Here is a 26,176-nt window from a genome sequence, read left to right as displayed (position 1 = left end):
AAAATCCGAACCGCGCCGAAGGCCGCTAGCAGGGGTGGCTCACATCTGCCGTCTGGCGGCCTGCACTTCGACGAACTCGGCGTCGGGATGGCTGACGATGGTGGCGACCCAAATGCCGCTGATGATCAGCGACCAGGCGGTGTCCCAATAGATCCAAAACACGAGCCAGCCTCCATCTTCATCTCACCCGCCCGCGGGACGGGGGTAACGGCAACGCGGTGCTGCCGTTCCCGACGCGGGGCGCGGCACGACCGCGCGGCAAGGGCTATTTGGATTTGGTCGGTGGCGGCGCCTGATCGGTTTGGTCGGTGTGGCGCTTTGCCACGACGTCCTCATCGCGCTCGCCCTGCTGCGGGCGCGGTGGCGACTTGGGCAGGCCGGCCTGACCGCCATGCTTGCCTCCCATGTCGGGCTTACCTTCGAGATCGTTTTCGCGGGGCATGCGCCTTCAATGCGCGGGCGCGGCTTTGGTTCGCATTGCGCCGGCCAATTTCGGCTGTGAACGAGATCATAGGATTGCCGCGGTTTGCAGTGCACGATCGAAATGCCCCTGACTTTCACGACGCGACGGATTCGACCAGATGCGGAAACGGCTCATCGCCTGGACCATCCTGACCTCAGCGCTGGTTGCGGTCGTCGTCTGGACCGTGCTCGGACCGCCCGCGCATCCGTCCGGCCCGCATCTGCCCTCGCGCACCGCGGCGGTGCGGTAGCCGCCGGCGGCGACCGATGCGATTTCGGCATCGATCGATCCCCATTGGAATTTGGTGCGGCGGTGCGCCGCCCGCTATCCTCGTCGGCAAAACGACAATGCCGCGCCGCGGTTTTCAGGAGGAGCCCATGTCGAGACCGACCCGACGCAGCGCATCGCCACGCGCTGCGATCGCCACCACCCTGTTCGCTGTCCTCACTCTCATTTCTGGAGTCCAAGCCGGCATGGCCGAGACCTTCGCCTATGTCGGCAACGCCGACAGCAACGACATCAGCGTGTTCAAGATGACCGAGAGCGGCGAGATGATTGCGGTGCAGACCGCCGCCTTCAAGGGCGTCGACAAGCCCGGCTCCTCGACGCCGCTCGCGATCACGCCGGATCGCCGCGTGCTGATTGCCGGCGTCCGCTCGCAGCCCTATCAGGCGGTGAGCTTTGCGATCGATCCCAAGACGGGCCAGCTCAGCCCTGCCGGCAACGGGCCGCTTCCCGACAGCATGGCCAATATCGCCGTCGACCACAGCGGCAAGTTCCTGTTCAGCGCCTCCTATGGCGGCAACAAGGTCGCGCTGAATCCATTGAACGCGAACGGCGTCGCCGGCGAGCCGAAGCAGGTGATCCCGACAGGGCTGAACGCGCACGCCTTCCTGCCCTCGCCCGACAACCGCTTCGTGTTCGCGACCAATCTCGGCTCCGACCAGGTGCTGGCCTTCGCGTTCGATGCCACCACGGGCACGCTGACGCCGAGCGACCCGCCGGCCCACAAGGTGCCGGAGAAATCGGGGCCGCGGCACTTCGTGTTTCATCCCAATGGCAAGTTCGTCTATCTCCTGCACGAGCTGAACGGCGATGTCGCCGCGTTCACCTATGAAGCCAAAAGCGGCGCCTGGGACGAGATCCAGCGCACCACCGCGCTGCCGGAAGGTTTTAACGGCAAAGCTTCTGATAAAAAGCCCTGGGCCGCCGACATCCACATCACCCCGGACGGCCGCTTCCTCTACGCCTCCGAGCGCACCACCAGCACGCTCACCGCCTACAAGGTGGACGGAGCGAGCGGCAAGCTGACCACGATCGGCAGCGTGCCGACCGAGAAGCAGCCGCGCGGCTTCCACGTCGATCCCTCCGGCCGCTACCTGGCCGCGGTCGGCGAGCTCTCCGACAGCATGACGGTCTACGCGATCGACCAGGGCAGCGGCGCGCTGGCCAAGCTGAAATCCTACCCCACCGGCAAGAAGCCGAACTGGGTGGAGTTCCTGACCCTGCCGTGAGGGGGCCGGACCGACCTACGTAAACATCCGTAATTTCGGAAGGCGCGCCTTGCGGTCATATCATCGGTCATGGACCGCCAGATCGTCTTCAAATGCCCGCAGACCGGCATGAACGTGCAGCATCGGCTCGGCGACGAGCCGACCGACCGCACGCATGTGTCGGTATCCTGTCCGGCCTGCACGCGGCTGCATTTGATCGAGCGGGCCAGCGGCAAGCTGGCGGGCGATCGCCGCGGCTGAGAGGCTCTAGGGCCGCCCAGTGACTTGCGCCGTCACGTCCTCGACGTGGTGCAGCAGATAGACCAGATGGCCCGCCGTGTCGTGGATCGGCGAGTTGATCGGCTGCCAATGGCGCTCGACGAAGCTCCCGCCGGCATCGCGGATGTCGTAGCGCTGGACCGCCATGGCATGCGCCTGCCCGGTTTCACCGACGATCCTCAGGCTGCCGTAGAGGTTGCTGACGCCATCGGCGAGCGGATCGTCGGGATTGTCAGGAAATATCTCGAACAGCGACCGGCCGACGATGTCGGCCCGGCCGGTCAAGGTCGCGGCCGCATAGGCGTCGTTGACGTCGACGATCAACAGGCCCGGCCCTGGGTCCAGCAGCATATAGGGATGCGGTGACGCTTCGAATTCGGGCTGGAATTGCCTGCGGATCAACTCGGCGTCGCCATGCTGCCGCCGGCGCTGTTCAAGCGGCGTCGTATCGGCTCCTGACGCCGCCGAGTTCAGCAACGCCAATTGGCGCTTCGCCGAGGCCAGCAGCGCACGCACGGTGTTCTGCACCGTCGGGTCGGCCGCTTCATTGAGCAGCCGCTCGAAATGAACGATATTCTGCTCGCAAACGAACCGTTGCATCCCGCCTCTCGACCATGAGCCGTGCGGCCGCGATGCCGCGCCACCCCATCTTAGTTCCATATAGGCGGCTCTGGCAGATGAGAAGACCGTGATAGTCCGCACTTTGGGAGTAGGTCGGTTCGCAGCGCATCGCTCATAAGAAGCGAACCTGTTGTCCAATCCCGCGACTAATCAAAGACTTGCCAAGATGGCCCGCGTCGGCGCGGCCTCCCTTTCGGGGCCACGCCGCCGTAGTCCGCGCCCCCGCCATCTGCTATCGATGGGAGGCATAGAACCCGTGGAATTTCCGATGCGTCATTTGCCCCGTGCCGTTGTTCGAAGCCTGTGTCCCGCGGCCGTCGCCGGCGTGCTGATCCTCGGTCAATCTCCGGCCAGAGCCGCCGATGACGAGGCGCCCAAGGGGCCGGCGGTCACGGTGCTGAAGGTCGCAAAATCCTGCTTCTCCGACATCGTCGAAGCCACCGGCACGATCATCGCGCGGGAGGAAACCTCGGTGCGGCCCGAGCGCCCGGGCCTGAAGGTCACGGACGTGCTGGCGGAAGCCGGCGACACCACCACCGCCGGCCAGGTGCTGGCGCGGCTGGCGCTGCCCGAGGGCGGCACGCTGCAGGTCACCGCACCCGTGGCGGGCGTGATCGCGACGTCGACCGCCCAGATCGGCAATTTCGCCTCGGCCAAGGGCGAGGCGCTGTTCACGATCGTGGCGCGCAGCGAATACGATCTCGTCGGCCTCGTGGCGACCACCGATGTGCGCAAGCTCGCCGTCAACCAGCCGGCGACGGTGCGGATCGCGGGTGCCGGCGACATCGAGGGCAAGGTGCGCCGCATCGGCCCGACCGTCGAGCCCAACATCCAGCAGGGCATGGTCTATATCGGCATTTCCTCGCAGAAGCGGCTGCTGCTGAAGGCGAGCGGCCGCGCGCTGATCAAGACCGGACAGAGCTGCAACGTCGCGGTGCCGCTGACATCAGTGCAGTATTCCTCGGCCGGCACCGTGGTTCAGGTGATCCGCCGCAACCGTGTCGAGACCAAGCGCGTCGAGGTCGGCCTGATGTCGGGCGGCAATATCGAGATCCGCGACGGCCTCAACGAAGGCGACGTCGTCGTCGCCCGCGCCGGCGCGCTGCTGCGTGAAGGCGATCCGGTGCGCCCGGTGATGGCCGCAGAAGCGGCGAAGTAGTCTCTCGACAACTCTCGTGTCCCGGACGCGCTGCAGCGTGTAACGCTGCTGCGCAGAGCCGGAACCCATGTCGCCGCATGCGACCGTCCAAAAAACTGGGCCCCGGCTCAGCGTCGCATCACTACATGATGCGCCGCGTCCGGGGCACGGGACGTCTCAAGATCTAAGGAAACTAACCGCCGGCTTCGCCGAATTGGACGTCTTCGAGCAGCGAGGAGGAGACGGTCGGGACCTGATCGCCTTCGCTGGCGCGGGAGATGGCGAGGCGGGTCTTGTTGAAGACGGCCTCGGCGCTGCCCTTGGAATTGAGGTTGTTGAGGAACTCGCTGACCAGCACACTGTGCTCGCCCTTGCCGTCGTCCACGACCTTGCCGGGCGAGGCCGAGGAGAGGATCAGCGCATTGTCGGACGCGCTGATCGGCGCGAGACCGTGGCTGTAGGAGCGGAAGCGGCGCTCGTAGGGGTTACGGCGGGAGGCGTCGACGACGACGAGCTTGGCCTTGGCGCCCTGCTCCTTCATCATGTCGAGCACGCCGTCGATCGAGACGCCCTGGCGGCGCACGTCGCTTTCCTTCCAGATCGCGGCATCGACCGGCAGCATGTAGCTCTCGCGTCCCGCCTGCACGCCATAGCCGCCGAAGAACAGCATGACGACAGTGTCGCGCTTGATCCGGGACTTCAGGCGGCTCACGGCACGAACCATGTCGTCCCGGGTCGCGTCTTCCACCATGTCGACGTCAAAACCGTTCTTGCGCAGGGACGAGGACAGCGCGCGGGCGTCGTTGATCGACTGCGTCAGCGGCGCGCTGGCGTCGGGATAATGTCCATTGCCGATGACGAGGGCGAGGCGCGAGGACTGGCCGATCGAGCCGGTGATCTGGTCGGTCGAGACGGCCTTGGCGGCATCGATCGCACGCATGTTGAGAGCAGCATGGGCGCCGATCACCAGCGAGACCGAGCCGATCAGGGCTGCGGCCACCGCGATGGTGCGTCGGGAAAGGTCGAGCTGCTTTACGTTCATCTCGGTTCGGTTCCTGTGCCAAAGACCAGCCAAGCGCGCGCACACTGTTTGAGTAGCGCGATAGCGTCTTTAGGTTTGAGGGATCGGCCGGGGATGTGCCCCCGAATTGCGCGCAATTTGCGGCGCCGCACCAAACAAACCTTTAACCGGATATAGGGGCCCCGGCAATAGATTGCCCAAAATTTGATTTAAGCTTCTGAAGACGCTAGATAATTTCCTTTTCCAGATTTCTGCATTTCCGTGTTTCCCCGTATCATCCGGGGCCTCAAAATGCAGCCCTTCCGCCGGCTTTTCCGTGACCTCTGTCACATTTGTATTTCCTGCGAATCCGGGTAGCCTTTTCAACGACTTGCATGGGGGTGGCGCGGGGCTGGGAGCGCGCCGGCCGGCCCCTGGCCTAACCCTGCCGAAGTCCCCGCGACCGAGTATTTCATGAGCTTTCAATATTTTGCCGGCGCCGCCTGCCGGGCGCTGCTGGCGCCGAAGGACGGCCCCTCGCTTTACGATGTCTGCGATCCCATCCTGTCAGGCCCGGCCAGCGGCGATCCGCATCTCGCCAAGTTCTACAAGACCGCGCTCGGCAATCCCGCGCTGCGGGTGCTGCTGCGGCGCGCCGGCCTGCCCGAGCTGCGCGACGAGGCCAGGCTGGCTGCGCTGCGGCAGGCGCTGGCGCGCGCCCGCGACGAGGCCGAACCCGACTGGGCGGCGGTCGGCCAGCCGGTCGCTGATCTCGTCGACAGCATCGCGCTCGACCACCCCAAGCCGCCGCCGGCGATGTTCACCGGCTCCGCCCCGCCGCCGGCGCAGATCGACGGCGTGATCCGCGACTGCGCGCAGCATCTGCTCGGCTCCTACCGCAAGCACGGCTTTCTGCCGACCTATGCCGCCTTCAATCTGATCGGCGATCCCGACTTCCGCGGCCGCGAGCTGATCATGGCGCTCACCGGCCTCAATGCCCGCGGCTACAAGAATTCTTCGCTGCTGTTCAACCTCGCCCGCGTCTTCATCGCGCGTTCGCCAGCCCGGGCCGTCGTCAACCCGCCCTGGCGCGGCATCGCCGAGCCGATGTGGGAGCCGGTGCAGATCCGGCACCGCTCGGCCTATTACGACGCATTCTTCATCGAGGCGCTGCTGAGCTATGGCGAGACCGGGCTGGCCTCGCCGGCCGATAAGGTCGCAGCGGAGCGCGCCATCGCCGACATGGTGGATTTCTGCGTCAACATCAGCCGCGAGGAGGTCGCGGGCATCGACGGCGCGCGCTTCAACGTCGTCACGGCACTCGCGCCCGCGCCGCATCCGCGGTTCTCGCGCTACTTCGCGCAGATCAAGCAGGATCTCGGCTTCGGCATCTACGTGCCGGATTGCGACACCACGGCCTGCTCGATCTCGGCGGCGACGCAGGCCGGCTGCCGCGATGCGATCATCGACCAGCCGCTGCTCGACTTCTATGCCGGCTATCAGGTGCATGCCGGCGTCAACGCGCCGCGCGTGACCGTGCCGCTCAACGACAATATCGACTATGAGGGCGGGGTCGCGACCTGGATCGACAACCTCAAGGGCGAGCGTCCCTACGGAAACGATCTCGACCCGACGCTCAATCTCGACATTCTCGAGGTGAGCTTCCGCAACCTGGCGCGCTGGAAGGTTTTGGAGACACCGTCGCGGCTCGCCACCGTGCATCGCATCATCGGCTTCCAGAAGCGGCTAGCCGCGAGCGGTGCCTTCGCCAATCCGCGCTCGCACATCTATTACCTGCCGGAACTCTACAGCGCCTATTTCGGCCGCTGCTATGCGGCTTTCCTAGCGCTGCCGCTTTCGGCGCAGGCCGCGATCGATCCCGCCGGAGATTTCGACTTCATCCGTCACCGCGTGCTGTCCTACGTCAAGGGCGAGCTGATGGCCGCGGAGATGAACGTGTTCGACGCCGCACTGGCGCTGATCGCGCTCGGACATCTCGGCGCCGACCCGCGCGCCTTTGCGCCGGCGCTGAACGTCATCGTCGCGAGCCTTGGCGAAGGCGGCCGCCGCGGCCCGTTCCGCGCCTATGAATGGAACAAGATGAAGACGCCGACGCGGATCCTGGTCGGCGGGCCGGAGGTGACGTCGGCTTTCGTGCTGATGGGATTGGCGGTGGCGAAGCGGGCGATGGCGCGGGGGTGAGGGCACATTGTATCCGTGCCCCGGACGCAGCGCAGCGCCTCTTCGGCGGTGCGCTGCAGAGCCGGGGCCCATGCCTCTGCGAGATGCGTCTGTGAATCTCTGGATCCCGGCTCTGCACAGCAACGTTACGCGTTGCAGCGCGTCCGGGACACGAGCCGAGAGGCCGTCGCAAGATGACGGGAAGTTGAAAGCCCATCTGTCAGGCATAAGCTGGCCCGGCGGCCAAAAGCCGACCACAATTGCGCGGCTTATCGAGATGTTCATCCCACGCGGACCGGCATGTTGCGAAAATTCCTGATTGCGCTGTCTCTCCTCGCGCTCCCCTCGCTGGCCGAGGCCGCCGACATCACCGGCACGGCAAAAGTCCGCGCTGGCGATGCCGTGGTGATCGGCAACACGCGGATCCGGCTCGGCGGCATCGACGCGCCCGCACTCGACCAGCTCTGCCTCAACACCAAGACCGAGCGCTGGACCTGCGGCGTCGCCGCGCGCGACGAGCTCGCCAAATTTTCCGAGGGCAAGAGCTGGGTCTGTCACACCCGCTCGATCGACCGGCGTGGCCGCACCGTGGCGCGCTGCGAGGTCGGCGGCGAGGACATCCAGAAATGGCTGGTGCGCGCCGGCTGGGCGCTGGCCTATACCCGCATGTCCCACGACTACGAAGCCGACGAAAAGGCCGCGCGCGAGGCAAAGGCCGGGATGTGGCAGGGCGCCTTCATCGCGCCCTGGGACTGGCGCGTCCGCAACAAGAAGACCGTCATCCTGGGCGCCACCAAGCCGCCCGACGGAGCGCATGCGGTGCTGCTCGCCTCGGCCTCGGGGCCGGTCGCGCCTTCCCCGGATTGCACCATCAAGGGCAACGTCAACAGCGCCGGCGAATGCATCTTTCACCAGCCGACCAGCCGCTGGTACACCCAGATCAGGATGAAGATCAGCAAGGGCACCCGCTGGTTCTGCTCGGTCGAGGAGGCGGAGGCCGCGGGCTGCCGCGAGACGAAGCGATAACCCAGCCCTGCGTTTTGTGCGCTTTTCCGAGGCCCTCGCCCCGCGTAAGACTGTGAATCAGCAACCCACCAATCTGTATCTCTGGCAATAAGGACTGACAGCAATGACCGTTCGCGCGGGCCGGGAATTTCTGGCCATCCCCGGGCCCACCACGATGCCCGACGAGGTGTTGCGGGCGATGCATCGTCCGGCGATCGACATCTACTCCAAGGAGATGCTCGACCTGACCGAGAGCCTGCTCGGCGACATCTCGAAGCTGTTTGCGACCAAGGGCAAGTCCTACATCTACATCGCCAACGGTCACGGCGCCTGGGAGGCGGCGCTCAGCAACGTGCTGTCGCGCGGCGACAAGGTGCTGGTGCTGGAGAGCGGCCGTTTCGCGATCGGCTGGGGCAATGCGGCGGCGCTGATGGGCGCCGAGGTCGAGGTGCTCAAGGGCGACTGGCGCCGCGCGGTGCGGCCGCACGAGGTCGAGGAGCGCCTGCGCCGCGACAAGGAGCACACCATCAAGGCCGTCGTCGTGGTCCAGGTCGACACTGCCTCGGGCGTGCAGAACGACATCGAGGCGATCGGCAGGGCGATCAAGGCGAGCGGCCACCCCGCGCTGTACATGGTCGACACCGTGGCCTCGCTCGGCTGCATGCCGTTCGAGATGGACAAATGGGGCATCGACGTCGCGATGTCCGGCTCGCAGAAGGGCCTGATGACGCCGCCCGGCCTCGGCTTCGTCGCCGCCAATGCGCGCGCGCTCGAGGTGCACAAGAAGGCCAATATGTCGACGCCCTATTGGAGCTGGAGCGAGCGCGAGGGCACCGAGAATTATCGCAAATATGCCGGCACCGCGCCGGTGCATCTGTTGTTCGCCTTGCGCAAGGCGATCGACATGCTGCATGAGGAAGGCCTCGAGAACGCCTTCCGCCGCCACAGCCTGCTCGGCGAAGCCGCGCGCCGCGCCGTTGCCGCATGGTCGGAAGGCCAGGTGCTCGGCTTCAACGTGGCCGAAGCCAGCGAGCGCTCCGACACCGTGACCACGGTGACCATGAGCAACGGGCATGATCCGGCCGTGCTGCAACGCTATTGCAAGGACAAATGCGGCGTCGTGCTCGGCACCGGCATCGGCGATCTCTCCGGTCAGGCCTTCCGCATCGCGCATATGGGCCACGTCAACGCACCGATGCTGCTCGGCACGCTCGGGGTCGTTGAGATCGCCTTGAACGCGCTGAAGATCCCGCACGGCAAGGGCGGGCTGGAAGCGGCGGTGTCGTATCTCGGGGACGAGGTGCCGGCGTAGGGCGCTTTCTTCCTTCTCCCCTTGTGGGAGAAGGTGGCGCGAAGCGCCGGATGAGGGGTTATCTCCGCGAATCTCATCGTGGGATTTTCTCGCGCGGATAGAGACCCCTCACCCGTCTCGCCGCTCCGCGGCGAGCCACCCTGTCCCACAAGGGGAGAGGGAAAGATCAGCGCTCGACGCGATACGCTTCCACCTGCTTCTTAAGCTCATTCAGCGACGCAAGCGGCGCGTTCGGATCGACGCGATATTCGCTGCTTCTCAGCCATTGCAGCACCATCGCGTCTACCTTCGGCGAATGGTGGATGACGTCGCTGTAATTATCCAAATCGTGAGTCACCGCCTTGATCGCCCGAAAGTCGTGCAGGCGAACATTGGGAAGCTGCGTCAGCCGCTCGGCGATGCGCGCGGTGAGATCGGTGACGATCTTCAGCGTCTCCGGTGACGCCTCGCGCATCGCGACGAATTGCAGGATCGAATAGGGCGGCAAGTAGATGTCGAAGGTCACGTCGGGGTGGCGCGCGATCAAGTCGACGGCGTCGTGTTCGAAATGCCGGACCATGGCCTCGTAACTGTAGCCTTCGCCGAGGAAGCGGCTGCGCACCGGGCTGGTGATATAGGCAAAGGCGGCAAGCGCCTTCTTCGCGTTGTAGTCGCGCGCAACGTCGAAATCTCGCGGCAGCGCGTAGATGTCGTCGACGTCGGCCAGCGCGAACTTGACGGGCAGATAGGGCGCCGCTCGCGTCAGCGGCTCCTGCAGCGGCGGAACCGAGCGCAGCAGCGCGAACAGCGATTCCTTCGCCATCGCGGCGCTGAACAGATAGGACGCGATGCCCTTTGCCGTCCCGCGATAGAGATCGACGGAGAGATAAGGATCGGTCTCGATGTCGGCGGCATCGACAAAGATAAAATCGTCCATCGCCCAGATCACGCGCTTGGCGCCACGGTCGATGGCCTGCTCCAGCACGAAGCCCTGCTGGCGCGAATTGGAGCCGGTCATCGCCAGCTTGAGCGAGCGGGTGCCGAGCGCGCGATCGATGTCGCTCTGGCGGAAATGGATCGCGAGCGAGGTGCCCATGAAGGCGGTGTCGAACGACTGGCTGCGGATCAGCCCGGCATTCTGCACCCGCGTGTCGTCGGAATAGAAGGCCAGGCGCGAAGGGCGGAACAGTTGCAGGGGATCGACGGCATAGGTGAGCAAGGCCGCGCCCAGCACGCACGCGATGCCGGCGAGCAAGAGACGCTTCAATTGTGTGAACGCACCCTGCATCAGAACCGGAAATAGATGAATTCGCTGTGGCTCTGGATCCCCAGGATCCCGAACGCCAGCACCAGCGACGCCGCATAGAGGAACAGCGGCCGCATCCGCCCTGCCCGCAAGGCTTCGCCGACCCTGCGGCCCGCGTGGTCGTATCCCATGATGCTCTGCGTGTTCGGCGCCAGCCAGACCAGCGCGGCGTAGATGGCGACCATCACCAGCGCCGCGATCTCCTCGCGGCCGAACACGATATTCGAGGGATCGGCCATGGCGCGAAGGACGCGCAACGCCCATTCCACAGTCGCGGCACGGAAGAACACCCAGGCGACCACGACGGCGAGGAATGTGAGCGCAGCGCCCGCGATGCGAGACGGGCGTGCAAGCAGCGGCGGCGCTTTGGGCACCAAGGCATTGAAGGCGTGATTGACGCAGAGATACATGCCGTGCAACGCGCCCCACACGACAAACGTCCAGGCCGCGCCGTGCCAGAGCCCACCGAGCAGCATCGTGATCAGCAGATTGACGTAACGCAGCACGCGTCCCCTGCGGTTGCCGCCGAGCGCGATATAGAGATAGTCGCGCAGGAATTGCGACAGCGTCATGTGCCAGCGCCGCCAGAACTCGACGATGCTGGTTGCCTTGTAGGGCGAGTTGAAATTCACGGGCAGGAAGATGCCGAACATCAGCGAAATCCCGATCGCCATGTCGGAATAGCCGGAAAAATCGAAATAGAGCTGGAAGGTGTAGGCGAGCGCACCCAGCCAGGCCTGGTCGAAGCTCGGCGAGCGCGCCTCGAAGGCGAGCGCGACCAGCGGCTGGATGCCGTCGGCCAGGCAGGTCTTCTTGAATAGGCCGATGGCGAAGATGATGACGCCGCACAGCATGAGATGGCCGTCCGGATGCTTCGTTTCCTCCCGCTCGAATTGCGGGATCATGTCCTTGTGGTGCAGGATGGGCCCCGCGATCAGATGCGGGAAATAGGTCACGAACAGCGCGTAATGCGGCAGCGCATAGGCCGCGACCTGGCCGCGATAGGCATCGACCAGGAACGCAATCTGCGTGAAGGTGTAGAAGGAGATGCCGACCGGCAGCAGGATGTGGATCGCGGCATGCGTGCCGAGCAGCGCGTTGATGTTCTCGGTGACGAAGCCGGCATATTTGAAGATGCCGAGCACGAGGAGATCGCCGGCGACGCCAAGCACGAGCGCCGCCTTGCGTTGCGACGACGTTAGCTTCGCCACGATCAGGAGATGACCGACGCCGTAGTTGAACGCGATCGACAGCAGCAACAGGGCCACGAACTGCCAGTTGCCAATCGCGTAGAAGGCGAGCGAGGCCAGCGCCAGCCAGATCACCGGCGCGAGATTGCTGCGCCGCCCGAGCCAGAAATAGCCGGCCAGCACGATCGGCAGGAACAGCAGGATGAACGGGTAGGAATTGAACAGCATCAGGCTGGACCGGCGGCGGGGATATTGGTTCGTAAAGCATACAAGGGAGCGATCAACAACCCGGCGATCTCCAGCAGACGTGCTGGCAATTCGTGGAATCGGGACGATATAAGGGAACGCGCGAGCCCGCTCCCCGCAAGTGGGGCAAGGTGAAGCGCAGCGACGTCGGACACAAATGAGGACCGAGTGACCCAGGCCAAAACACCTTCGAAGCCCCCCGTCGCCCCGCGCCGGCCGCATTCCTTCACGCGGCACGGGATCACCGTGACCGACGACTATGCCTGGTTGAAGGACGACAAATGGCAGGAGGTGCTGCGCGATCCCACCGTGCTGGATCCTGACATCCGCAAATATCTCGACGAAGAGAACGTCTACACCGAGAGCCTGCTCGGCCATACGGCGGGCTTGCAGAAGACGCTGGTGCGCGAGATGCGCGGGCGGATCAAGGAGGACGATTCCAGCGTGCCGTCGCCGGACGGGCCGTTCGCCTATTTCCGCAGGTTCCGCGAGGGCGGGCAGCACGAGCTGTTCGGCCGCATGCCGCGCGATGGCAGCGAGGGCGAGGGCGAGATCGTGCTCGACGGCGATGCGCTCGCCAAGGGCCACAAATATTTCAAGTTCGGCGGCAGCCGGCACTCCTGGGATCACAAGATGCAGGCCTGGAGTGCGGACACCAACGGCTCGGAATATTTCTCCATCCGTGTCCGCGACTGGGCGAGCGGCAGGGACTTTGACGACCTCGTCGAGGAAACCGACGGCGGCGTGGTCTGGGCCGCGGATGCCAAATCGTTCTTCTACGTGAAGCTCGACGACAACCACCGCCCGATGCAGGTGTGGCGTCACAGGCTCGGCACCAAGCAGGCCGACGATACGCTGGTCTACGAGGAACAGGATGCCGGCTGGTTCACCCATCTGCACGAGAGCACCAGCGGCCGCTTCTGCGTAATCGCGGGCGGCGACCACGAGACGTCGGAGCAGCGGCTGATCGATCTCGCCAATCCCGAGGCGCCGCCGCGCCTCGTCGCGGCGCGCGAAGAGGGCGTGCAATATTCGCTCGCCGACCGCGGCGACGAACTGTTCATCCTGACCAATGCGGATGATGCCATCGACTTCAAGATCGTCACGGCGCCGCTTGCCCATCCCGAGCGCAAGAACTGGCGCGACCTGATCCCGTATCGCCCCGGCATCTACATCCTCGACCTCGATCTCTATGCCGGTCATCTGGTGCGGCTGGAGCGCGCCAGCGCGCTGCCGTCGATCGTGATCCGCGATCTCACGTCGAACGAGGAGCACGCCATCGCCTTCGACGAGGCCGCCTATTCGCTGGACACGATGGGCTCCTACGAGTTCGAAACCACGAATCTGCGTTTCGCCTATTCGTCGATGACGACACCGTCGGAGGTCTATGACTACGACATGGTCACGCGCACGCGCACCTTGCGCAAGCGCCAGGAGATTCCCTCGGGCCACGACGCGGCCGACTACGTCACCACGCGCATCATGGCGAAGGCGCATGACGGCGCCGAGGTGCCGGTGTCGATCCTCCATCGCCGCGGGCTGAAGCTCGACGGCACGGCGCCGCTGCTGCTCTACGGCTACGGCTCCTACGGCATGGCGATGCCGGCCTCGTTCAACGCCAACCGCCTGTCGCTGGTCGACCGCGGCTTCGTCTACGCCATCGCCCATATTCGCGGCGGGGCCGACAAGGGCTGGGGCTGGTATCTCGACGGCAAGCGCGAGAAGAAGACGAATTCGTTCGACGATTTCGCAGCCAGCGCGCGCGCGCTGATCTCAGCGAAATACACCAGCGCCAAGCGTATCGTCGGCCATGGCGGCTCGGCCGGCGGCATGCTGATGGGCGCGGTCGCCAACCGCGCCGGCGAATTGTTCGCTGGCATCGTTGCCGAGGTGCCGTTCGTCGACGTGCTCAACACCATGCTCGACGACACGCTGCCGCTGACGCCGCCGGAATGGCCGGAATGGGGCAACCCGATCGAGAGCGAGAAGGATTTTCGCACCATCCTGTCCTACTCGCCCTACGACAATGTCGCGGCGAAAGAGTATCCGGCGATCCTGGCGATGGGCGGCTTGACCGATCCGCGCGTCACCTATTGGGAGCCTGCCAAATGGATCGCCCGCCTGCGCGCCACCATGAGCGGCGGCGGCCCGGTTCTCCTGCGCACCAACATGGGCGCCGGCCATGGCGGCGCCTCGGGGCGGTTCGACCGGCTCGACGAGGTCGCGATCGTCTATGCGTTCGCGCTATGGGCGGCGGGGATGGCGGAGGCGTAATCTTGTAGCCCGGATGGAGCGCAGCGAAATCCGGGGTCCGCGCAACTGAAGACTGCTCCCGGATTACGCTTCGCTCCATCCGGGCTACGGCCTCTCCCCGCAAGCGGGGAGAGGCAAAAGGCTCACACCGCCCCGTGCGCTTCCACATACAGCGCATACACCGAGTGGCTGCTCGCCATGTACAGCCGGTTGTTCTTCGGCCCGCCGAAGCAGAGATTGGCGCAGCGTTCGGGCAGCTTGATGAAGGCGAGCGGCTTGCCGTCCGGATTGAACACCATGACGCCGTCGAGGTCCTCGGGCCTCGCCTTGAGCTGAAACACCTTGCGGCCGCCGATGTCGCTCGGCTCGGACGCCAGCGCGCCGTTGGAGCCCCAGCCGCACCAGAGATTGCCGTCGCGGTCGACGCGAAAGCCGTCGAGCGAGCCCTGGTCGGCGGCGTCGATCAGCTTGGTCTTGCCGCTGAGCGCGCCGTCGTCGCCGACATTGTAGCTCCAGATGCTGCGGTTCGGCGTGCCCTTCCACTCCACGATGTAGAGCTTCTTCTCGTCCGGCGAGAAGGCGAGGCCGTTGGGATTGACGAGGTCAGTGAGCACGGCGCTGATCTTGCCGTCCTTGGCGATGCGGTAGACGTTGGTGGTGGCCTGCTCGGCCTTCTCCTTCTTGCCTTCCCACTCGCCGTTGATGCCGAACAGCGGATCGGTGAACCAGATGCTGTCGTCGGACTTCACCACGATGTCGTTCGGCGCGTTCAGGCGCTTGCCGTCGAACTTGTCGGCGAGCACGGTGATCTTGCCGTCCTTCTCGGTGCGGGTGATGCGGCGGGTGACGGAATGCTCGCAGGTGACGAGGCGGCCCTGGCGGTCACGCGCATTGCCGTTGGCGTAGTTGGCGTTGGCGCGGAACACGCTGGTCTGCCCGGTCTTCTCGTCGAACTTCATGATCCGGTTGTTGGGAATGTCCGAGAACAGCAGGTAGCCGCCTTCGGGGAAATAGGCCGGGCCTTCGGCCCAGCGGAAGCCGGTCGCGACCTGCTCCACCGTCGAGGAATAGAGCCGGTATTTGGCGAAGCTCGGATCGAGGATTTGGACCGCGGGATCGGGATAGCGCTGGTTCGGCGTGAACGGGAACGACTGCGCGCCGGCGGCGCGGGCGAGCAACGTGGAAGCGGCCACCGCACCAGCGCCGGCCATGAGGTTACGTCGCGTGAAGTTCATGGAAATCCTCCCTGCTTGTCAAAAGGCCGGCGCTTGATGCGGCCGGCCCGTTTCTCGACGTGATTTCGTTATGCCTTACCGGCCGTTCTTCTTCCGCCATTCCGCGAAATCGGTGAGCGTCTGCGGGTCGGTGGCGGGATAGAGACCGAAGATGCCGCGGCCCTTGCCGACCTCTTCCGTGACGAAATCCTCGAACGCCGTCATCTCGAAGGTCTCGTTGGCGATCTCGTCCGCGAGATGCGCGGGGATGACGATGACGCCGTCGGCATCGCCGAGGATGACGTCGCCCGGAAACACCGGCGCATCGCCGCAGCCGATGGGCACGTTGATCTCGATCGCCTGGTGCAGCGTCAGGTTGGTCGGCGCGCTCGGGCGGTGGTGATAGGCGGGAATGCCGAGCCTGGCGATCTCCGCGGAATCGCGAAAGCCGCCGTCGGTGACGACGCCGGCGACGCCGCGCTTCATCAGGCGCGTCACCAGGATCGCGCCGGCGGACGCCGCGCGCGCGTCCTTGCGGCTGTCCATCACCAGCACCGCGCCCGGCGGGCAATCTTCCACCGCTTTGCGCTGCGGATGCGAGCGGTCCTTGAAGACCTCGATCGTGTTGAGGTCTTCGCGCGCCGGCATGTAGCGCAACGTGAAGGCTTCGCCGACCATGGTCGGCTGGTCGGAGCCGACCGGATGCACGTCCTGGATCATCTGGATGCGCAGGCCGCGCTTGAACAAGGCGGTGGCGACGGTCGCGGTGGAGACAGCTTTGAGCTTGATGCGGGTGGCTTCGCTGAGTCTTGTCATTGTTACGCTCTCTCTGTCGTCATTCCGGGGCGCGCGTAGCGCGAACCCGGAATGACGGGTCATCAATAGATCGAAGGCTCGCCGATCGGCCCGCCGAAATCGGTCTCGAGGAAGTCGAAGTCGCAGCCGTCATTGGCCTGCTTGATGTGTTTTGTGAACATCCAGCCATAGCCGCGTTCGAAGCGGCGCTCGGGCTGCTTCCAGGCGGCGCGTCGTTTTGCGAGCTCGGCTTCGGGGACATCGAGATTGATGGTGCGCGCGGCCACGTCGAGCGTGATGCGGTCGCCGTTCTGCACCAGCGCCAGCGGGCCGCCGATGTAGGATTCCGGCGAGACGTGCAGGATGCAGGCGCCGTAGCTGGTCCCGCTCATGCGCGCATCGGAGATGCGCACCATGTCGCGCACGCCCTGCTTCACGAGCTTTGTCGGAATCGGAAGCATGCCCCATTCCGGCATGCCCGGCCCGCCCTGCGGCCCGGCATTGCGCAGGATGAGGATGTGATCTTCGGTGACGTCGAGGTTGGGATCGTCGACCGCCTTCTTCATCGAAGGATAATCGTCGAACACCAGCGCTGGTCCCGTGTGCTTGAGGAAGCGCGGCGCGCATGCGCTCGGCTTGATGACGCAGCCATCGGGCGCGAGATTGCCCTTGAGCACCGCGAGGGCACCCTCCTTGTAGATGGGATTGTCGACGCCGCGGATCACGTCGGCATTGTGCACCTCGGCGCCTTCGATGTTCTCAGCCACCGTCCTGCCTGTGACGGTGATGCAGTCGAGATGCAGATGCGGCTTGATCTGGCCCATCAGCGCCGACAGGCCGCCGGCGTAGAAGAAGTCCTCCATCAGATAGGCATCGCCGCTGGGACGGACGTTGGCGATCACGGGCACCTTGCGGCTGGCGATCTCGAAATCGTCGAGGCCGATGTCCTGGCCGGCGCGGCGGGCCTGGGCGATCAGGTGGATGATGGCGTTGGTCGAGCAGCCCATCGCCATCGCCACCGCGATCGCGTTCTCGAAGGCTTTTCGGGTCTGGATCGTCTTCGGCGTCAGATCCTCCCACACCATCTCGACGATGCGGCGGCCGCATTCACTGGCCATGCGGATGTGATTGGCATCGGCGGCTGGGATCGAGGAAGCGCCGGGCAGCGTCATGCCGATCGCCTCCGCGATCGCGGTCATGGTCGAGGCGGTGCCCATGGTCATGCAGGTGCCGTAGCTGCGGGCGATGCCGGCCTCGATGTCGAGCCAGTCCTTGTCGGAGATCTTTCCGGCGCGGCGCTCGTCCCAATATTTCCAGCCGTCCGAGCCAGAGCCGAGCGTCTTACCCTTCCAATTGCCGCGCAGCATGGGGCCTGCCGGCAGGTAGATCGCCGGGATGTTCATCGAGGTCGCGCCCAGCAGCAGCGCCGGCGTGGTCTTGTCGCAGCCGCCCATCAGCACGACGCCGTCGACCGGATGGCTCCGCAGCAGCTCCTCCGCGTCCATCGCCAGCAGATTGCGATAGAGCATGGTGGTCGGCTTGAGCAGCGATTCCGACAGCGACAGCGCGGGCAGCTCCAGCGGGAGGCCGCCGGCCATCAGGATGCCGCGCTTGACGTCGTCGACGCGCGACTTGAAGTGCATGTGGCAGGGCTGCGCGTCCGACCAGGTGTTGAGGATCGCGATGATGGGGCGATCCTTCCACTCCTCGGGCGCGTAGCCCATCTGCATGGTGCGGGAGCGATGGCCGAACGAGCGGAGATCGTCGGGCGCGAACCAGCGCGCGCTGCGGAGCTGGTCGGGTGTTTTTTTCTTGGTCATGATTGGGTGCCCCATTTCTGCACGGTGTTCCGCTCGATGGCGCGGAAGATCAGGTTCTCGACAAAGAGCCCGATGATGATCACCGTCAAGAGGCCCGCGAACACTGCGGGTATGTCGAGCAGGTTGCGGTTCTCGAAGATGAACCAGCCGAGCCCGCCCTGGCCCGAGGACACGCCGAACACCAGCTCAGCCGCGATCAGCGTGCGCCAGGCGAAGGCCCAGCCGATCTTGAGGCCGGTGAGGATCGAGCCGAAGGCGGCTGGGATGAGAATTTTGGCGACATAGGGCAAGCCGCGCAGGCCGTAATTGCGCCCGACCATGCGCAGCGTGTTGGACACGCTCTTGAAACCGGAATGGGTGTTGAGCGCGACCGGCCACAGCACGGAGTGGATCAGCACGAAGACCAGGCTGCCATTGCCGAGGCCGAACCAGATCAAGGCGAGCGGCAGCAGCGCGATCGCCGGCAGCGGGTTGAACATCGCGGTCACCGTCTCGAGAAAATCGGTGCCGATCCGGGTGGAGATGGCGAGGATGGTGAAGATCGCGGCCAGCACGATGCCGGCCGAATAGCCCATGAACAGCACCTTCAGCGACGTCCAGGCCCGCATCGGAATGGTGCCATCCTTGACGCGGTCGAACAGCGTGATCGCGGTGTCATGCAGCGTCGGGAACAACAGCGGATTGTCGAGAGCGACGCCGTAGGCTTCCCAGATCGCCGCCAGGAACAGGATGATGACGGTCTTGCGGACGAAGCCGTCGTTCCAGAGCAGTTCAGGCACGCTCAGCTTGCGCTCGACCTCGCCGGCAGCCGAAGCGGCGGCCGGCTCTGCGCGCAGCAATATCTTGGCTTCGCCCATCAGAGGCTCCTCAATGCGCGGCGGCTTCGCCGGCGAACAGGAGATCGTGGATCTCCGTCTCCAGCCGGCCGGCGCTGCCGTCTTCGCTTCCGACCTTGTCGACATCGACCACCTCGGCCTTGACGCGGCCGGGATGCGGCGACAGCAAGAGGATGCGATTGCCGATGCGGATCGCTTCCGCGATCGAATGGGTCACGAACAGCACCGTGAACTTGGTCTCGCTCCAGAGCTGGAGCAGCTCGTCCTGGCAGGTCCGGCGCGTCAGCGCGTCGAGCGCGGCGAACGGCTCGTCCATCAGGAGGATATCGGGCTCCATCGCCATGCCGCGCGCGATCGCGACGCGCTGCTTCATGCCGCCCGACAGCGTGTGCGGATAGGCATCGACCACGCGGGTCAACCCGACCTTCTCGATATAGGCTCGCGCCTTCGCTTCCGCATCCTTGCGCGAGAGCTTGCGCGCGGTCAGCAGCGGGAACATCACGTTGGCGAGCACGCTCTTCCAGGGCAGCAGCTGGTCGAACTCCTGGAAGATCATCATGCGATCGGCGCCGGGACCGTGGATCTCGCGGTCATTGATCGTCATGCGGCCCTCGCTCGGCGTCATGTAGCCGCCGACCGCCTTGAGCAGCGTGGACTTGCCGCAGCCGGAGGGACCGAGCAGCACGAAGCGGTCGGACTTGTCGACCTTAAAGCTCACCCTCTCCGTGGCGGTGACGACGGCGCTCGAGGTCTTGTAGCGCAGCGTCACCCCACTGACGTCGAGCAGCGCCATCAGTTGCCCTTCAGATCGTGCGCGACGGGGAGATAATAGTCCGTCCAGGCCTTAGGCTGGTTCTTCAGCGTGCCGGTCTTGAACAGATGGGCCGCGAATTTCATCGTGCCCTGCGGCTCGAGATTCCACTCCATCATGCCGGGCTCTTTCAGAAGATCGAGCAGCTCCTCGACCGAGGTCTTGTCCCCGGTGATCTCCTTGTAGATCTCGACCGCCTGTTTGGTGTCGCTGCGGATCAGGTCCTGCGCTTCCTTGGTGGCGTCGCGCACGGCCTGGATGATCTTCGGATTGGCGTCGGCGAACTTCGTGGTGGTGAAGAACTGTGCCTGGCTGAGCGGGCCGCCCATCACGTCGGGCGACGACAGCACGATATGCGCGCCCGGCACGTTCTTCAGCTCCAGGAAGGTGAAGGGCGGGATCGAGAAGTGGTTGTGCACCTCGTGCTTGGGATTGGACAGCGCCGCATAGGCGTCGGGATGGCCGAGCTGCACGGTGTTGGCGTCGAGCTTGGACCATTGATCGGCGCCGAAGGCTTCAGCGGCCGCGATCTGCAGCACGATCGCCTGCGTGGACACCTTCACCGTCGGCACCGCGATCTTGTCGCTGGGGCCGAAGTCCTTGATCGACTTGATGTTGGCGTCGCGGCTGATCAGCGTCATCGGCTGCGCCGAGGTGGCGACGATGCCCTTCACGCCGCCGCGGGTGCGGTCCCACAGCAGCAGCAGATTGCCGGTGCCGGTGTTGAGGATGTCGACGCCGCCCGCGAGCAGCGCATCGGTCTGCGCACCGCCGCCGGAGAAAGTGATCCATTTGGTGGTGACGCCGGAGACACCGAGCGAAGCCGCGTGCTTCTCGATCAGCTTCAGCTTCTCCATGATGTGGCTCGGCATGTAGAAGATGCCGGGCTGGCGCGACAGCGCGATCTCGGACTTCTGCTGCGCACGCGCCGGCGAAGCCGCCAGCACGGTCGCGACGATCAGGGCGATGGCGGCAACGCCACGCTGAAAGGGCTTGATCATAATTGTTCGTTTCCTCCGGGCGCCATTGACGAGCGGCCTCGCTGATGCACTAATGCATTAGTGCATCAAAGGCAAGCCCGCCGGAGCCCTTCGCATGGAAACCGCCCATCCCGCGCCCCGCGCGACCGCCCGCCGCGGGCCGCGGCTGGACCGGGCGCGGCAGGCCGCACCGCAGGTGTTCGAGCGGCTGCGCAACGCCATTCTCGCGCTCGAACTCCCCCCGGGCGCGCCGCTGTCGCGCACCGATCTCGCCGCGCAGTTCGGCGTCAGCTCGACGCCGATCCGCGATGCCCTGATGCGGCTGGAAGAGGAAGGGCTGGTCGACGTGTTTCCGCAGCACGCGACCGTGGTCAGCCGGGTCGATGTCGGCCGCGCCGAGCAGGCGCACTTCCTGCGCCAGGCACTCGAGCTCGAAATCGTCCGGCTGCTCGCCGAGCAGCACGACCAGGCCCTGGTCCTCCGCCTCGACCACGCGATCGTGCTTCAGCAGCAATTCGCCAAGGCCGGCGATTTCGCGAGCTTCATCGCCGCCGACAATGATTTTCACGCGCAGCTTTATGCCGCAGCCGGCAAGCAGGAGCTGTGGACGCTGGTGCGCAGAAGCAGCGGCCATATCGACCGGCTGCGCAGGCTGCATCTGCCCTCACCCGGCAAGGCCCAGAACATCGTCCGCCACCACAAGCTGATTACCCGTGCGATCGAGGCCGGCGACCCCGAGGCCGCGCAGCAGCATCTGCGCAAGCACCTGTCGGGCACGCTGAGCGAGCTCGACAAGATCCGAAGCCATTATCCGGAATATCTGACGGATTAGAGCGATGGGACGGGGGCTAGGGCCACGAGGAAAGGCGCACTCCCTCTCCCGCTTACGGGAGAGGTGAACGAGCCCGCGCCATCGTTTCATCGTTGCACGCGATTGAGCCGCATTCCTTCGGAACTGACGCCGACTTTGATCGGCCGCCTTCATCTCAGTGAAATCTCGCTCCCGTGCAACTACGGCGAGAAAATGGTTCTTGCCGCCCTGCGGCTGGGATAAGGTGCGGCGGCGCCATGTGCACGGAACCATGCATAATGACGGCATCCCGCCGAGACCGGACCAGCGGCCGCGCGCACTTCGCGAAGTGCTTGCAGGCTGGGCGGAATCCGCGCAACAATTTCGTCTTTGATGGTTTGATTTGCGGCCGGTAGGAACGTCCTGTCCGGCACGGAGGAATTTAGACGTGGCCAACATCCTGATCGTGGATGACGACCCGGCCGTTCAACTCACGATCCGGCTGCTCCTGGAGAGGGCCGGTCATCACGTCACCGTCGCCGGCGATGGCCGCAAGGGACTTGCGCTGTTCGAGGCGAGCCGGTTCGATCTGCTGTTTCTCGATATCTTCATGCCTGGCATGGATGGGCTGGAGACGATGCGTCACATCCGGGCGCTGGCTCCGGCCATTCCGATCATCGTCATTTCCGGCCGCTCGATCACGCCGGATGCCTATGCGGAGCCGGACTTCCTGAAGATGGCGACCAAGCTCGGCGCGGTGGCAAGCCTGCAGAAGCCATTCAGGCCCGCGGCGCTGCTCGCCGCGGTCGATGGCTGCCTGAAGGCGGGCGAGCCGGAGGGGTCCGATGTCAGCTCCGGCCGCAGATAACGAGGGCTCCACGGCTTCAGGCCAGATCGGCCGCGATCATCCCGGAAATGCCGCTACGAGCATCCCCATGACGCTCGCCACGCGGCTGGCCATCGCCATGATCCTGCTGGTGGCGGTCACCGTGGCCGCGGTCGGCTGGCTGGGCTATCGCAACATCAGCCAAGCCGTCATTCCGCGGGTGCTGGAGCGGGTCGAAGCCCAGTCACGGCTGCTCGCGACGAATCTTGAGTCTTACGTCGCCGGCGTGCGCGGCGATCTGATCGGCTATCACGCCGCCGCGGCCATCCAGGGCCTGATCCGTGCTCATATCGGCGGCGGAGTTGATCCTATCGACGGTGTCTCGGAGCAAACCTGGCGCGAGCGCATCGCGACACGATTGGCGGCCGAGATCGACGCGAAGCCCATCTACGGGCAGTTTCGAATCATCGGCGTTGATAACGATCAGCTCGAGCTGGTTCGCGTCGATCGCTCCGGCCCCAACGGAGCCGCGCGGATCGTCCCCGACAGTGAGCTCGAGCGCAAGGGCGATCGAGCCTACTTCCAGGAGGCGATCCGACTCGGGCCTGGCGAGATCTATATTTCGGCCGTCGAGCTCGCCACGCGGCAGGGGGGAACCACGGCCCCTCACGTTCCGACCCTGCGGGCGGCGATGCCGCTCTTCGCGCCGGGCGGCAAGCCGTTCGGCATCATCGTCACCAATGTCGACATGCGCCCGGCGCTCGACCAGGTCCGATCGACCGCCAGTTCGGGAGGAGACATCTACCTCGTGAACGCGCGCGGCGACTATCTCGTCCACCCCGATCGCGCGCGCGAATTCGGCACATTGCGTGACCGTCCCGACGATTGGCGCAAGGACTTTCCCTATTTCGCGGCTCTGGCGGGCACACGGGAAGGATCTACGCGGCTCATGACCGATGGGTCGGGCAAGCCAAGCGGCGCGGCCATCGCCCCTGCGCTGCTGGCTGGCAAGGAATGGGTCGCGATCATCGAGACGATTCCCGCGCCTGTGTTTGGCGTGGTCCCGGCAGCGATCCAAAAGACGTCCCTGCTGGTCGGCTTGCTGGCCGTGCTCGCGGCAGCTTCGCTTGCGGTGCTCCTGTCACGTTCGCTGACGCGGCCGATCGGTCGCCTGACCGCGGCCGTGGAGGCGATCGGCCGCGGCCGTCACGCCGACATTCCCGTCGACGCCAGCGGCGAGACCGGTGTGCTGGCACGCGCCTTCGCCCGGATGGTCGAGGAGACGCGGGCGAAAACGGCCGCGCTCGAGCGCGAGATCGAGGAGCATCGCCGCACCGAGGAAGCGCGAAGCCATCATGCGGCGCGCGAGCATTTGTTCAGCGCCGCCGTCGAATCCTCCGACGACGCGATCGTGATGCAATCGCTCGATGCCATCATCACGGGCTGGAATCCCGCGGCCGAACGCCTCTATGGCTATTCGGCGAGCGAGGCGATCGGGAAATCCACCGCGATCATCGTTCCGCCCGACCGCCGTAACCATGGCAAAGACTATCTGGCACGGATCGCGCGGGGCGAGCCGATCGAGCGGTTCGAGACGGTGCGCCTGCGCAAGGACGGCACGCCGGTCGAGATTTCGCTCAGCCTGTCGCCGATCAAGGGGCCTTCGGGCGAGATCATCGGCGCCTCCGGGACCGCGCACAGCCTCACCGAGGCGCGGCGGGCCGAGCGGCAGCTGCAGCAGCAGATCGAGGAGCGCCGGCAGATCTTCGAGACCTCGCAGGATCTCATCATGATCATGGATGCGCGGGGCCATATCGCGCAGATCAGTCCGAGCAGCGAGACCATTCTCGGCTACCGGCCGGATCAGATGATCGGCCGCAGCGGCGCCGACTTCATTCATCCCGATCATCTGGAGCAATCGCGCGAGGACATGCGCGCGCTGCGGCGCGGCGAGCGCCCCAAGCTCGGCGACACGCGCTGCTTCCACCGCAATGGGCACGAGGTCTGGCTGTCGTGGCTGGGCAGCTGGTCCGAGCAGGCGCATCGCTTCTTCTTCGTCGGGCGCGACATGACGGAAGCGCGGCTCGCGCAGGAATCGCTGCGCGAGAGCGAGCGGCTCGCCCGCAATATCGTCGAGACCTCGCTCGACGCCTTCATCCAGACCGACGAGACCAGCAGCATCCTGAACTGGAACTCGCAGGCCGAGCAGCTGTTCGGCTGGCGACGCGACGAGGTGCTCGGCAAGAGCACGATCGACCTCATCGTCGCCGAGAGCGAACGCGACAGGGTCAGGGCCGGCCTGAAGCAGTTCCTGGAGAACGAGGACGGCAGGACGCTGAACCGCCGCCGCGAGCTGATGTGCCGCCGCCGCGACGGCAAGGAATTCAGGGCCGAGGTCAGCGTCACCGCGCTGAAGCGCCGCGAGGGCCTGCTGTTCAACGTGTTCTATCGCGATCTCACCGACAAGATCGCGGCCGACGAGCGCATCCGGCATGCCGAGAAGATGGAGGCGATCGGCCAGCTCACCGGCGGCGTGGCGCACGATTTCAACAACATCCTCACCGTCATCACCGGCACGATCGAGATCCTCGCGGAGGCCGTCGAGAAGGAGCCGGAGCTCGCGGCCATCACCAAGATGATCGACGAGGCGGCCGCGCGCGGCGCCGACCTGACCCAGCACCTGCTCGCCTTCGCGCGCAAGCAGCCGCTCCAGCCGCGCGAGATCGACATCAACTCGCTGGTCGTCGACACCGCTAAGCTGTTGCGGCCGACGCTGGGCGAGCAGATCCAGATCGAATCGGTGTTCGAGGACGAGAATTGCGTCGCGATCGTCGATCCCAACCAGCTCACCACCGCGATCCTCAACCTCGCGCTCAACGCGCGCGACGCCATGCCCGGCGGCGGCAAGCTGATCGTGGAGACCGGCGCCGCCTATCTCGACGAGGTCTATGCCAGCGTCAACGACATCCGCCCCGGCCATTACGTGCTGATTGCCGTGAGCGATACCGGCAGCGGAATCCCTGCGAACATCCTGACCAGGGTGTTCGACCCCTTCTTCACCTCGAAGGGACCGGGCAAGGGCACTGGGCTCGGGCTTTCGATGGTCTACGGCTTCATCAAGCAGTCCGCCGGCCACATCAAGATCTACAGCGAGGAAGGCCACGGCACCACGATCAAGATGTATCTGCCCCCCGGCAAGACGCCGACGGCGGCCGGCGAGGGCGTGACGCCGGCGACGATCGAGGGCGGACACGAGACGATCCTGGTGGTCGAGGACGACCGGCTGGTGCGCGACTACGTGCTGGCGCAGCTGCATTCACTGGGTTACGTCACCTTGCAGGCCGCGAACGCCGCAGAGGCGCTCGCGATCGTCGCCGCCGGAAAGCCGTTCGACCTTCTGTTCACCGACGTCATCATGCCCGGCAAGATGAACGGACGGCAGCTCGCCGACGAGCTCCTGAAGACGCGCCCGGATCTCAGGGTGGTCTACACGTCAGGCTATACCGAGAATGCGATCATCCATCACGGCCGGCTGGATTCCGGCGTGATGCTGCTGGCCAAGCCTTATCGCAAATCGGATCTGGCGCGGATCATCCGCAAGGCGCTGGGCGCCTGAAACGCGTGGCCCGGATGGAGCG

General features: G+C 65.3%; 24 protein-coding genes. 11 read left to right on the top strand and 13 right to left on the bottom strand.

All coding sequences use genetic code 11. The features are described from left to right. Positions 1 to 39: 39 nt before the first annotated feature. Positions 40 to 162, bottom strand: a complete 123-nt coding sequence (locus ML401_RS02370) for a hypothetical protein (RefSeq protein WP_256438880.1) — start codon at positions 160 to 162, stop codon at positions 40 to 42. A gap of 103 nt (positions 163 to 265) precedes the next feature. After that, complete coding sequence (locus tag ML401_RS02365; RefSeq protein WP_285809530.1) at positions 266 to 442, bottom strand: hypothetical protein; 177 nt, start codon at positions 440 to 442, stop codon at positions 266 to 268. A 139-nt stretch (positions 443 to 581) separates the two neighbouring features. Here ML401_RS02365 and ML401_RS02360 point away from each other — a divergent pair, with 139 nt between their 5' ends. The 3 genes from ML401_RS02360 to ML401_RS02350 all read left to right on the top strand — a co-directional run bounded on the left by ML401_RS02360 (position 582) and on the right by ML401_RS02350 (position 2,217). Beyond that, entirely contained in the window at positions 582 to 713 is a 132-nt protein-coding gene (locus ML401_RS02360) for a hypothetical protein (protein ID WP_285809528.1), read from the top strand. A 127-nt stretch (positions 714 to 840) separates the two neighbouring features. Continuing rightward, positions 841 to 1,977 (top strand): beta-propeller fold lactonase family protein, encoded by a 1,137-nt coding sequence (locus tag ML401_RS02355; protein ID WP_285809526.1) that lies wholly within the window; start codon positions 841 to 843, stop codon positions 1,975 to 1,977. A gap of 69 nt (positions 1,978 to 2,046) precedes the next feature. After that, positions 2,047 to 2,217 (top strand): hypothetical protein, encoded by a 171-nt coding sequence (locus ML401_RS02350; protein ID WP_211420082.1) that lies wholly within the window; start codon positions 2,047 to 2,049, stop codon positions 2,215 to 2,217. 6 nt (positions 2,218 to 2,223) lie between these two features. On the opposite strand, the gene ML401_RS02345 is transcribed toward ML401_RS02350, so the two are convergent. Then, positions 2,224 to 2,835 (bottom strand): PAS domain-containing protein, encoded by a 612-nt coding sequence (locus ML401_RS02345; RefSeq protein WP_285809524.1) that lies wholly within the window; start codon positions 2,833 to 2,835, stop codon positions 2,224 to 2,226. 289 nt (positions 2,836 to 3,124) lie between these two features. Here ML401_RS02345 and ML401_RS02340 point away from each other — a divergent pair, with 289 nt between their 5' ends. After that, positions 3,125 to 4,015, top strand: a complete 891-nt coding sequence (locus tag ML401_RS02340) for an efflux RND transporter periplasmic adaptor subunit (protein WP_285809522.1) — start codon at positions 3,125 to 3,127, stop codon at positions 4,013 to 4,015. A 172-nt stretch (positions 4,016 to 4,187) separates the two neighbouring features. Here ML401_RS02340 and ML401_RS02335 read toward each other — a convergent pair whose 3' ends face one another. Continuing rightward, a complete protein-coding gene (locus ML401_RS02335; RefSeq protein WP_285809521.1) occupies positions 4,188 to 5,036 on the bottom strand; it encodes a caspase family protein in 849 nt (282 codons plus the stop codon). A gap of 69 nt (positions 5,037 to 5,105) precedes the next feature. Beyond that, positions 5,106 to 5,345, bottom strand: coding sequence for a hypothetical protein (locus ML401_RS02330; RefSeq protein WP_285809520.1), 240 nt, complete (start codon positions 5,343 to 5,345; stop codon positions 5,106 to 5,108). 123 nt (positions 5,346 to 5,468) lie between these two features. On the opposite strand from ML401_RS02330, the gene ML401_RS02325 reads away from it, so the two are divergent. The 3 genes from ML401_RS02325 (at position 5,469) to ML401_RS02315 (ending at position 9,492) form a co-directional block, all read left to right on the top strand. Beyond that, positions 5,469 to 7,196: a hypothetical protein gene (locus ML401_RS02325; RefSeq protein ID WP_285809518.1), complete on the top strand. Its 1,728-nt coding sequence runs from the start codon at positions 5,469 to 5,471 to the stop codon at positions 7,194 to 7,196. 279 nt (positions 7,197 to 7,475) lie between these two features. Then, a complete protein-coding gene (locus ML401_RS02320) occupies positions 7,476 to 8,201 on the top strand; it encodes a thermonuclease family protein (RefSeq protein WP_285809516.1) in 726 nt (241 codons plus the stop codon). Positions 8,202 to 8,304: 103 nt separating this feature from the next. After that, on the top strand, positions 8,305 to 9,492 hold the full coding sequence (locus ML401_RS02315; protein ID WP_285809514.1) for an alanine--glyoxylate aminotransferase family protein: 1,188 nt from the start codon (positions 8,305 to 8,307) through the stop codon (positions 9,490 to 9,492). A gap of 166 nt (positions 9,493 to 9,658) precedes the next feature. On the opposite strand, the gene ML401_RS02310 is transcribed toward ML401_RS02315, so the two are convergent. Both ML401_RS02310 and ML401_RS02305 read right to left on the bottom strand, forming a co-directional pair. Beyond that, positions 9,659 to 10,759: a hypothetical protein gene (locus ML401_RS02310; RefSeq protein ID WP_285809513.1), complete on the bottom strand. Its 1,101-nt coding sequence runs from the start codon at positions 10,757 to 10,759 to the stop codon at positions 9,659 to 9,661. Then, the gene (locus ML401_RS02305; protein ID WP_285809512.1) at positions 10,759 to 12,195 is read right to left on the bottom strand and encodes an MBOAT family protein; all 1,437 of its coding nucleotides are present in this window, start codon (positions 12,193 to 12,195) and stop codon (positions 10,759 to 10,761) included. The genes ML401_RS02310 and ML401_RS02305 overlap by 1 nt, the downstream gene beginning before the upstream one ends. Positions 12,196 to 12,381: 186 nt before the next feature. Between ML401_RS02305 and ML401_RS02300 the strand changes: the two genes are divergently transcribed. After that, positions 12,382 to 14,487, top strand: coding sequence for a S9 family peptidase (locus tag ML401_RS02300; RefSeq protein WP_285809510.1), 2,106 nt, complete (start codon positions 12,382 to 12,384; stop codon positions 14,485 to 14,487). Between the two features lie 122 nt (positions 14,488 to 14,609). On the opposite strand, the gene ML401_RS02295 is transcribed toward ML401_RS02300, so the two are convergent. From ML401_RS02295 to ML401_RS02270, 6 genes are all read right to left on the bottom strand, one after another. Then, on the bottom strand, positions 14,610 to 15,701 hold the full coding sequence (locus ML401_RS02295) for an SMP-30/gluconolactonase/LRE family protein (protein WP_285809508.1): 1,092 nt from the start codon (positions 15,699 to 15,701) through the stop codon (positions 14,610 to 14,612). Between the two features lie 75 nt (positions 15,702 to 15,776). Then, positions 15,777 to 16,496 carry a ribonuclease activity regulator RraA gene (locus tag ML401_RS02290; protein ID WP_285809507.1) on the bottom strand — a complete coding sequence of 240 codons (720 nt, stop codon included), beginning with the start codon at positions 16,494 to 16,496 and terminating at the stop codon, positions 15,777 to 15,779. Between the two features lie 62 nt (positions 16,497 to 16,558). Further along, positions 16,559 to 18,295, bottom strand: coding sequence for an L-arabinonate dehydratase (gene araD / locus ML401_RS02285; protein ID WP_285809505.1), 1,737 nt, complete (start codon positions 18,293 to 18,295; stop codon positions 16,559 to 16,561). Continuing rightward, on the bottom strand, positions 18,292 to 19,152 hold the full coding sequence (locus ML401_RS02280; protein ID WP_285809504.1) for an ABC transporter permease: 861 nt from the start codon (positions 19,150 to 19,152) through the stop codon (positions 18,292 to 18,294). Before ML401_RS02280 ends, araD begins: the two co-directional genes overlap by 4 nt. A gap of 10 nt (positions 19,153 to 19,162) precedes the next feature. Next, entirely contained in the window at positions 19,163 to 19,924 is a 762-nt protein-coding gene (locus ML401_RS02275; protein ID WP_285809502.1) for an ABC transporter ATP-binding protein, read from the bottom strand. Then, on the bottom strand, positions 19,924 to 20,943 hold the full coding sequence (locus ML401_RS02270; RefSeq protein WP_211420069.1) for an ABC transporter substrate-binding protein: 1,020 nt from the start codon (positions 20,941 to 20,943) through the stop codon (positions 19,924 to 19,926). The genes ML401_RS02275 and ML401_RS02270 overlap by 1 nt, the downstream gene beginning before the upstream one ends. Before the next feature lie 94 nt (positions 20,944 to 21,037). On the opposite strand from ML401_RS02270, the gene ML401_RS02265 reads away from it, so the two are divergent. The 3 genes from ML401_RS02265 (at position 21,038) to ML401_RS02255 (ending at position 26,154) form a co-directional block, all read left to right on the top strand. Next, a complete protein-coding gene (locus ML401_RS02265; protein WP_285809500.1) occupies positions 21,038 to 21,754 on the top strand; it encodes a GntR family transcriptional regulator in 717 nt (238 codons plus the stop codon). 406 nt (positions 21,755 to 22,160) lie between these two features. After that, entirely contained in the window at positions 22,161 to 22,580 is a 420-nt protein-coding gene (locus ML401_RS02260) for a response regulator (RefSeq protein ID WP_194405493.1), read from the top strand. After that, positions 22,558 to 26,154: a PAS domain S-box protein gene (locus ML401_RS02255; RefSeq protein WP_285809498.1), complete on the top strand. Its 3,597-nt coding sequence runs from the start codon at positions 22,558 to 22,560 to the stop codon at positions 26,152 to 26,154. The genes ML401_RS02260 and ML401_RS02255 overlap by 23 nt, the downstream gene beginning before the upstream one ends. Positions 26,155 to 26,176: the final 22 nt, after the last annotated feature.

It is taken from the genome of Bradyrhizobium sp. 62B (assembly GCF_030272265.2).
Classification (GTDB): domain Bacteria; phylum Pseudomonadota; class Alphaproteobacteria; order Rhizobiales; family Xanthobacteraceae; genus Bradyrhizobium.
This window is presented reverse-complemented; position numbering and strand designations above follow the sequence as displayed.

Coding starts and splice junctions, on each gene's coding strand:
- ML401_RS02360 (WP_285809528.1), top strand. CDS start 582: ATGCGGAAACGGCTCATCGCCTGGACCATCCTGACCTCAGCGCTGGTT.
- araD (WP_285809505.1), bottom strand. CDS start 18,295: ATGACCAAGAAAAAAACACCCGACCAGCTCCGCAGCGCGCGCTGGTTC.
- ML401_RS02315 (WP_285809514.1), top strand. CDS start 8,305: ATGACCGTTCGCGCGGGCCGGGAATTTCTGGCCATCCCCGGGCCCACC.
- ML401_RS02255 (WP_285809498.1), top strand. CDS start 22,558: ATGTCAGCTCCGGCCGCAGATAACGAGGGCTCCACGGCTTCAGGCCAG.
- ML401_RS02340 (WP_285809522.1), top strand. CDS start 3,125: ATGCGTCATTTGCCCCGTGCCGTTGTTCGAAGCCTGTGTCCCGCGGCC.
- ML401_RS02265 (WP_285809500.1), top strand. CDS start 21,038: ATGGAAACCGCCCATCCCGCGCCCCGCGCGACCGCCCGCCGCGGGCCG.
- ML401_RS02325 (WP_285809518.1), top strand. CDS start 5,469: ATGAGCTTTCAATATTTTGCCGGCGCCGCCTGCCGGGCGCTGCTGGCG.
- ML401_RS02305 (WP_285809512.1), bottom strand. CDS start 12,195: ATGCTGTTCAATTCCTACCCGTTCATCCTGCTGTTCCTGCCGATCGTG.
- ML401_RS02365 (WP_285809530.1), bottom strand. CDS start 442: ATGCCCCGCGAAAACGATCTCGAAGGTAAGCCCGACATGGGAGGCAAG.
- ML401_RS02270 (WP_211420069.1), bottom strand. CDS start 20,943: ATGATCAAGCCCTTTCAGCGTGGCGTTGCCGCCATCGCCCTGATCGTC.
- ML401_RS02295 (WP_285809508.1), bottom strand. CDS start 15,701: ATGAACTTCACGCGACGTAACCTCATGGCCGGCGCTGGTGCGGTGGCC.
- ML401_RS02290 (WP_285809507.1), bottom strand. CDS start 16,496: ATGACAAGACTCAGCGAAGCCACCCGCATCAAGCTCAAAGCTGTCTCC.
- ML401_RS02280 (WP_285809504.1), bottom strand. CDS start 19,152: ATGGGCGAAGCCAAGATATTGCTGCGCGCAGAGCCGGCCGCCGCTTCG.
- ML401_RS02355 (WP_285809526.1), top strand. CDS start 841: ATGTCGAGACCGACCCGACGCAGCGCATCGCCACGCGCTGCGATCGCC.
- ML401_RS02275 (WP_285809502.1), bottom strand. CDS start 19,924: ATGGCGCTGCTCGACGTCAGTGGGGTGACGCTGCGCTACAAGACCTCG.
- ML401_RS02310 (WP_285809513.1), bottom strand. CDS start 10,759: ATGCAGGGTGCGTTCACACAATTGAAGCGTCTCTTGCTCGCCGGCATC.
- ML401_RS02350 (WP_211420082.1), top strand. CDS start 2,047: ATGGACCGCCAGATCGTCTTCAAATGCCCGCAGACCGGCATGAACGTG.
- ML401_RS02345 (WP_285809524.1), bottom strand. CDS start 2,835: ATGCAACGGTTCGTTTGCGAGCAGAATATCGTTCATTTCGAGCGGCTG.
- ML401_RS02335 (WP_285809521.1), bottom strand. CDS start 5,036: ATGAACGTAAAGCAGCTCGACCTTTCCCGACGCACCATCGCGGTGGCC.
- ML401_RS02320 (WP_285809516.1), top strand. CDS start 7,476: ATGTTGCGAAAATTCCTGATTGCGCTGTCTCTCCTCGCGCTCCCCTCG.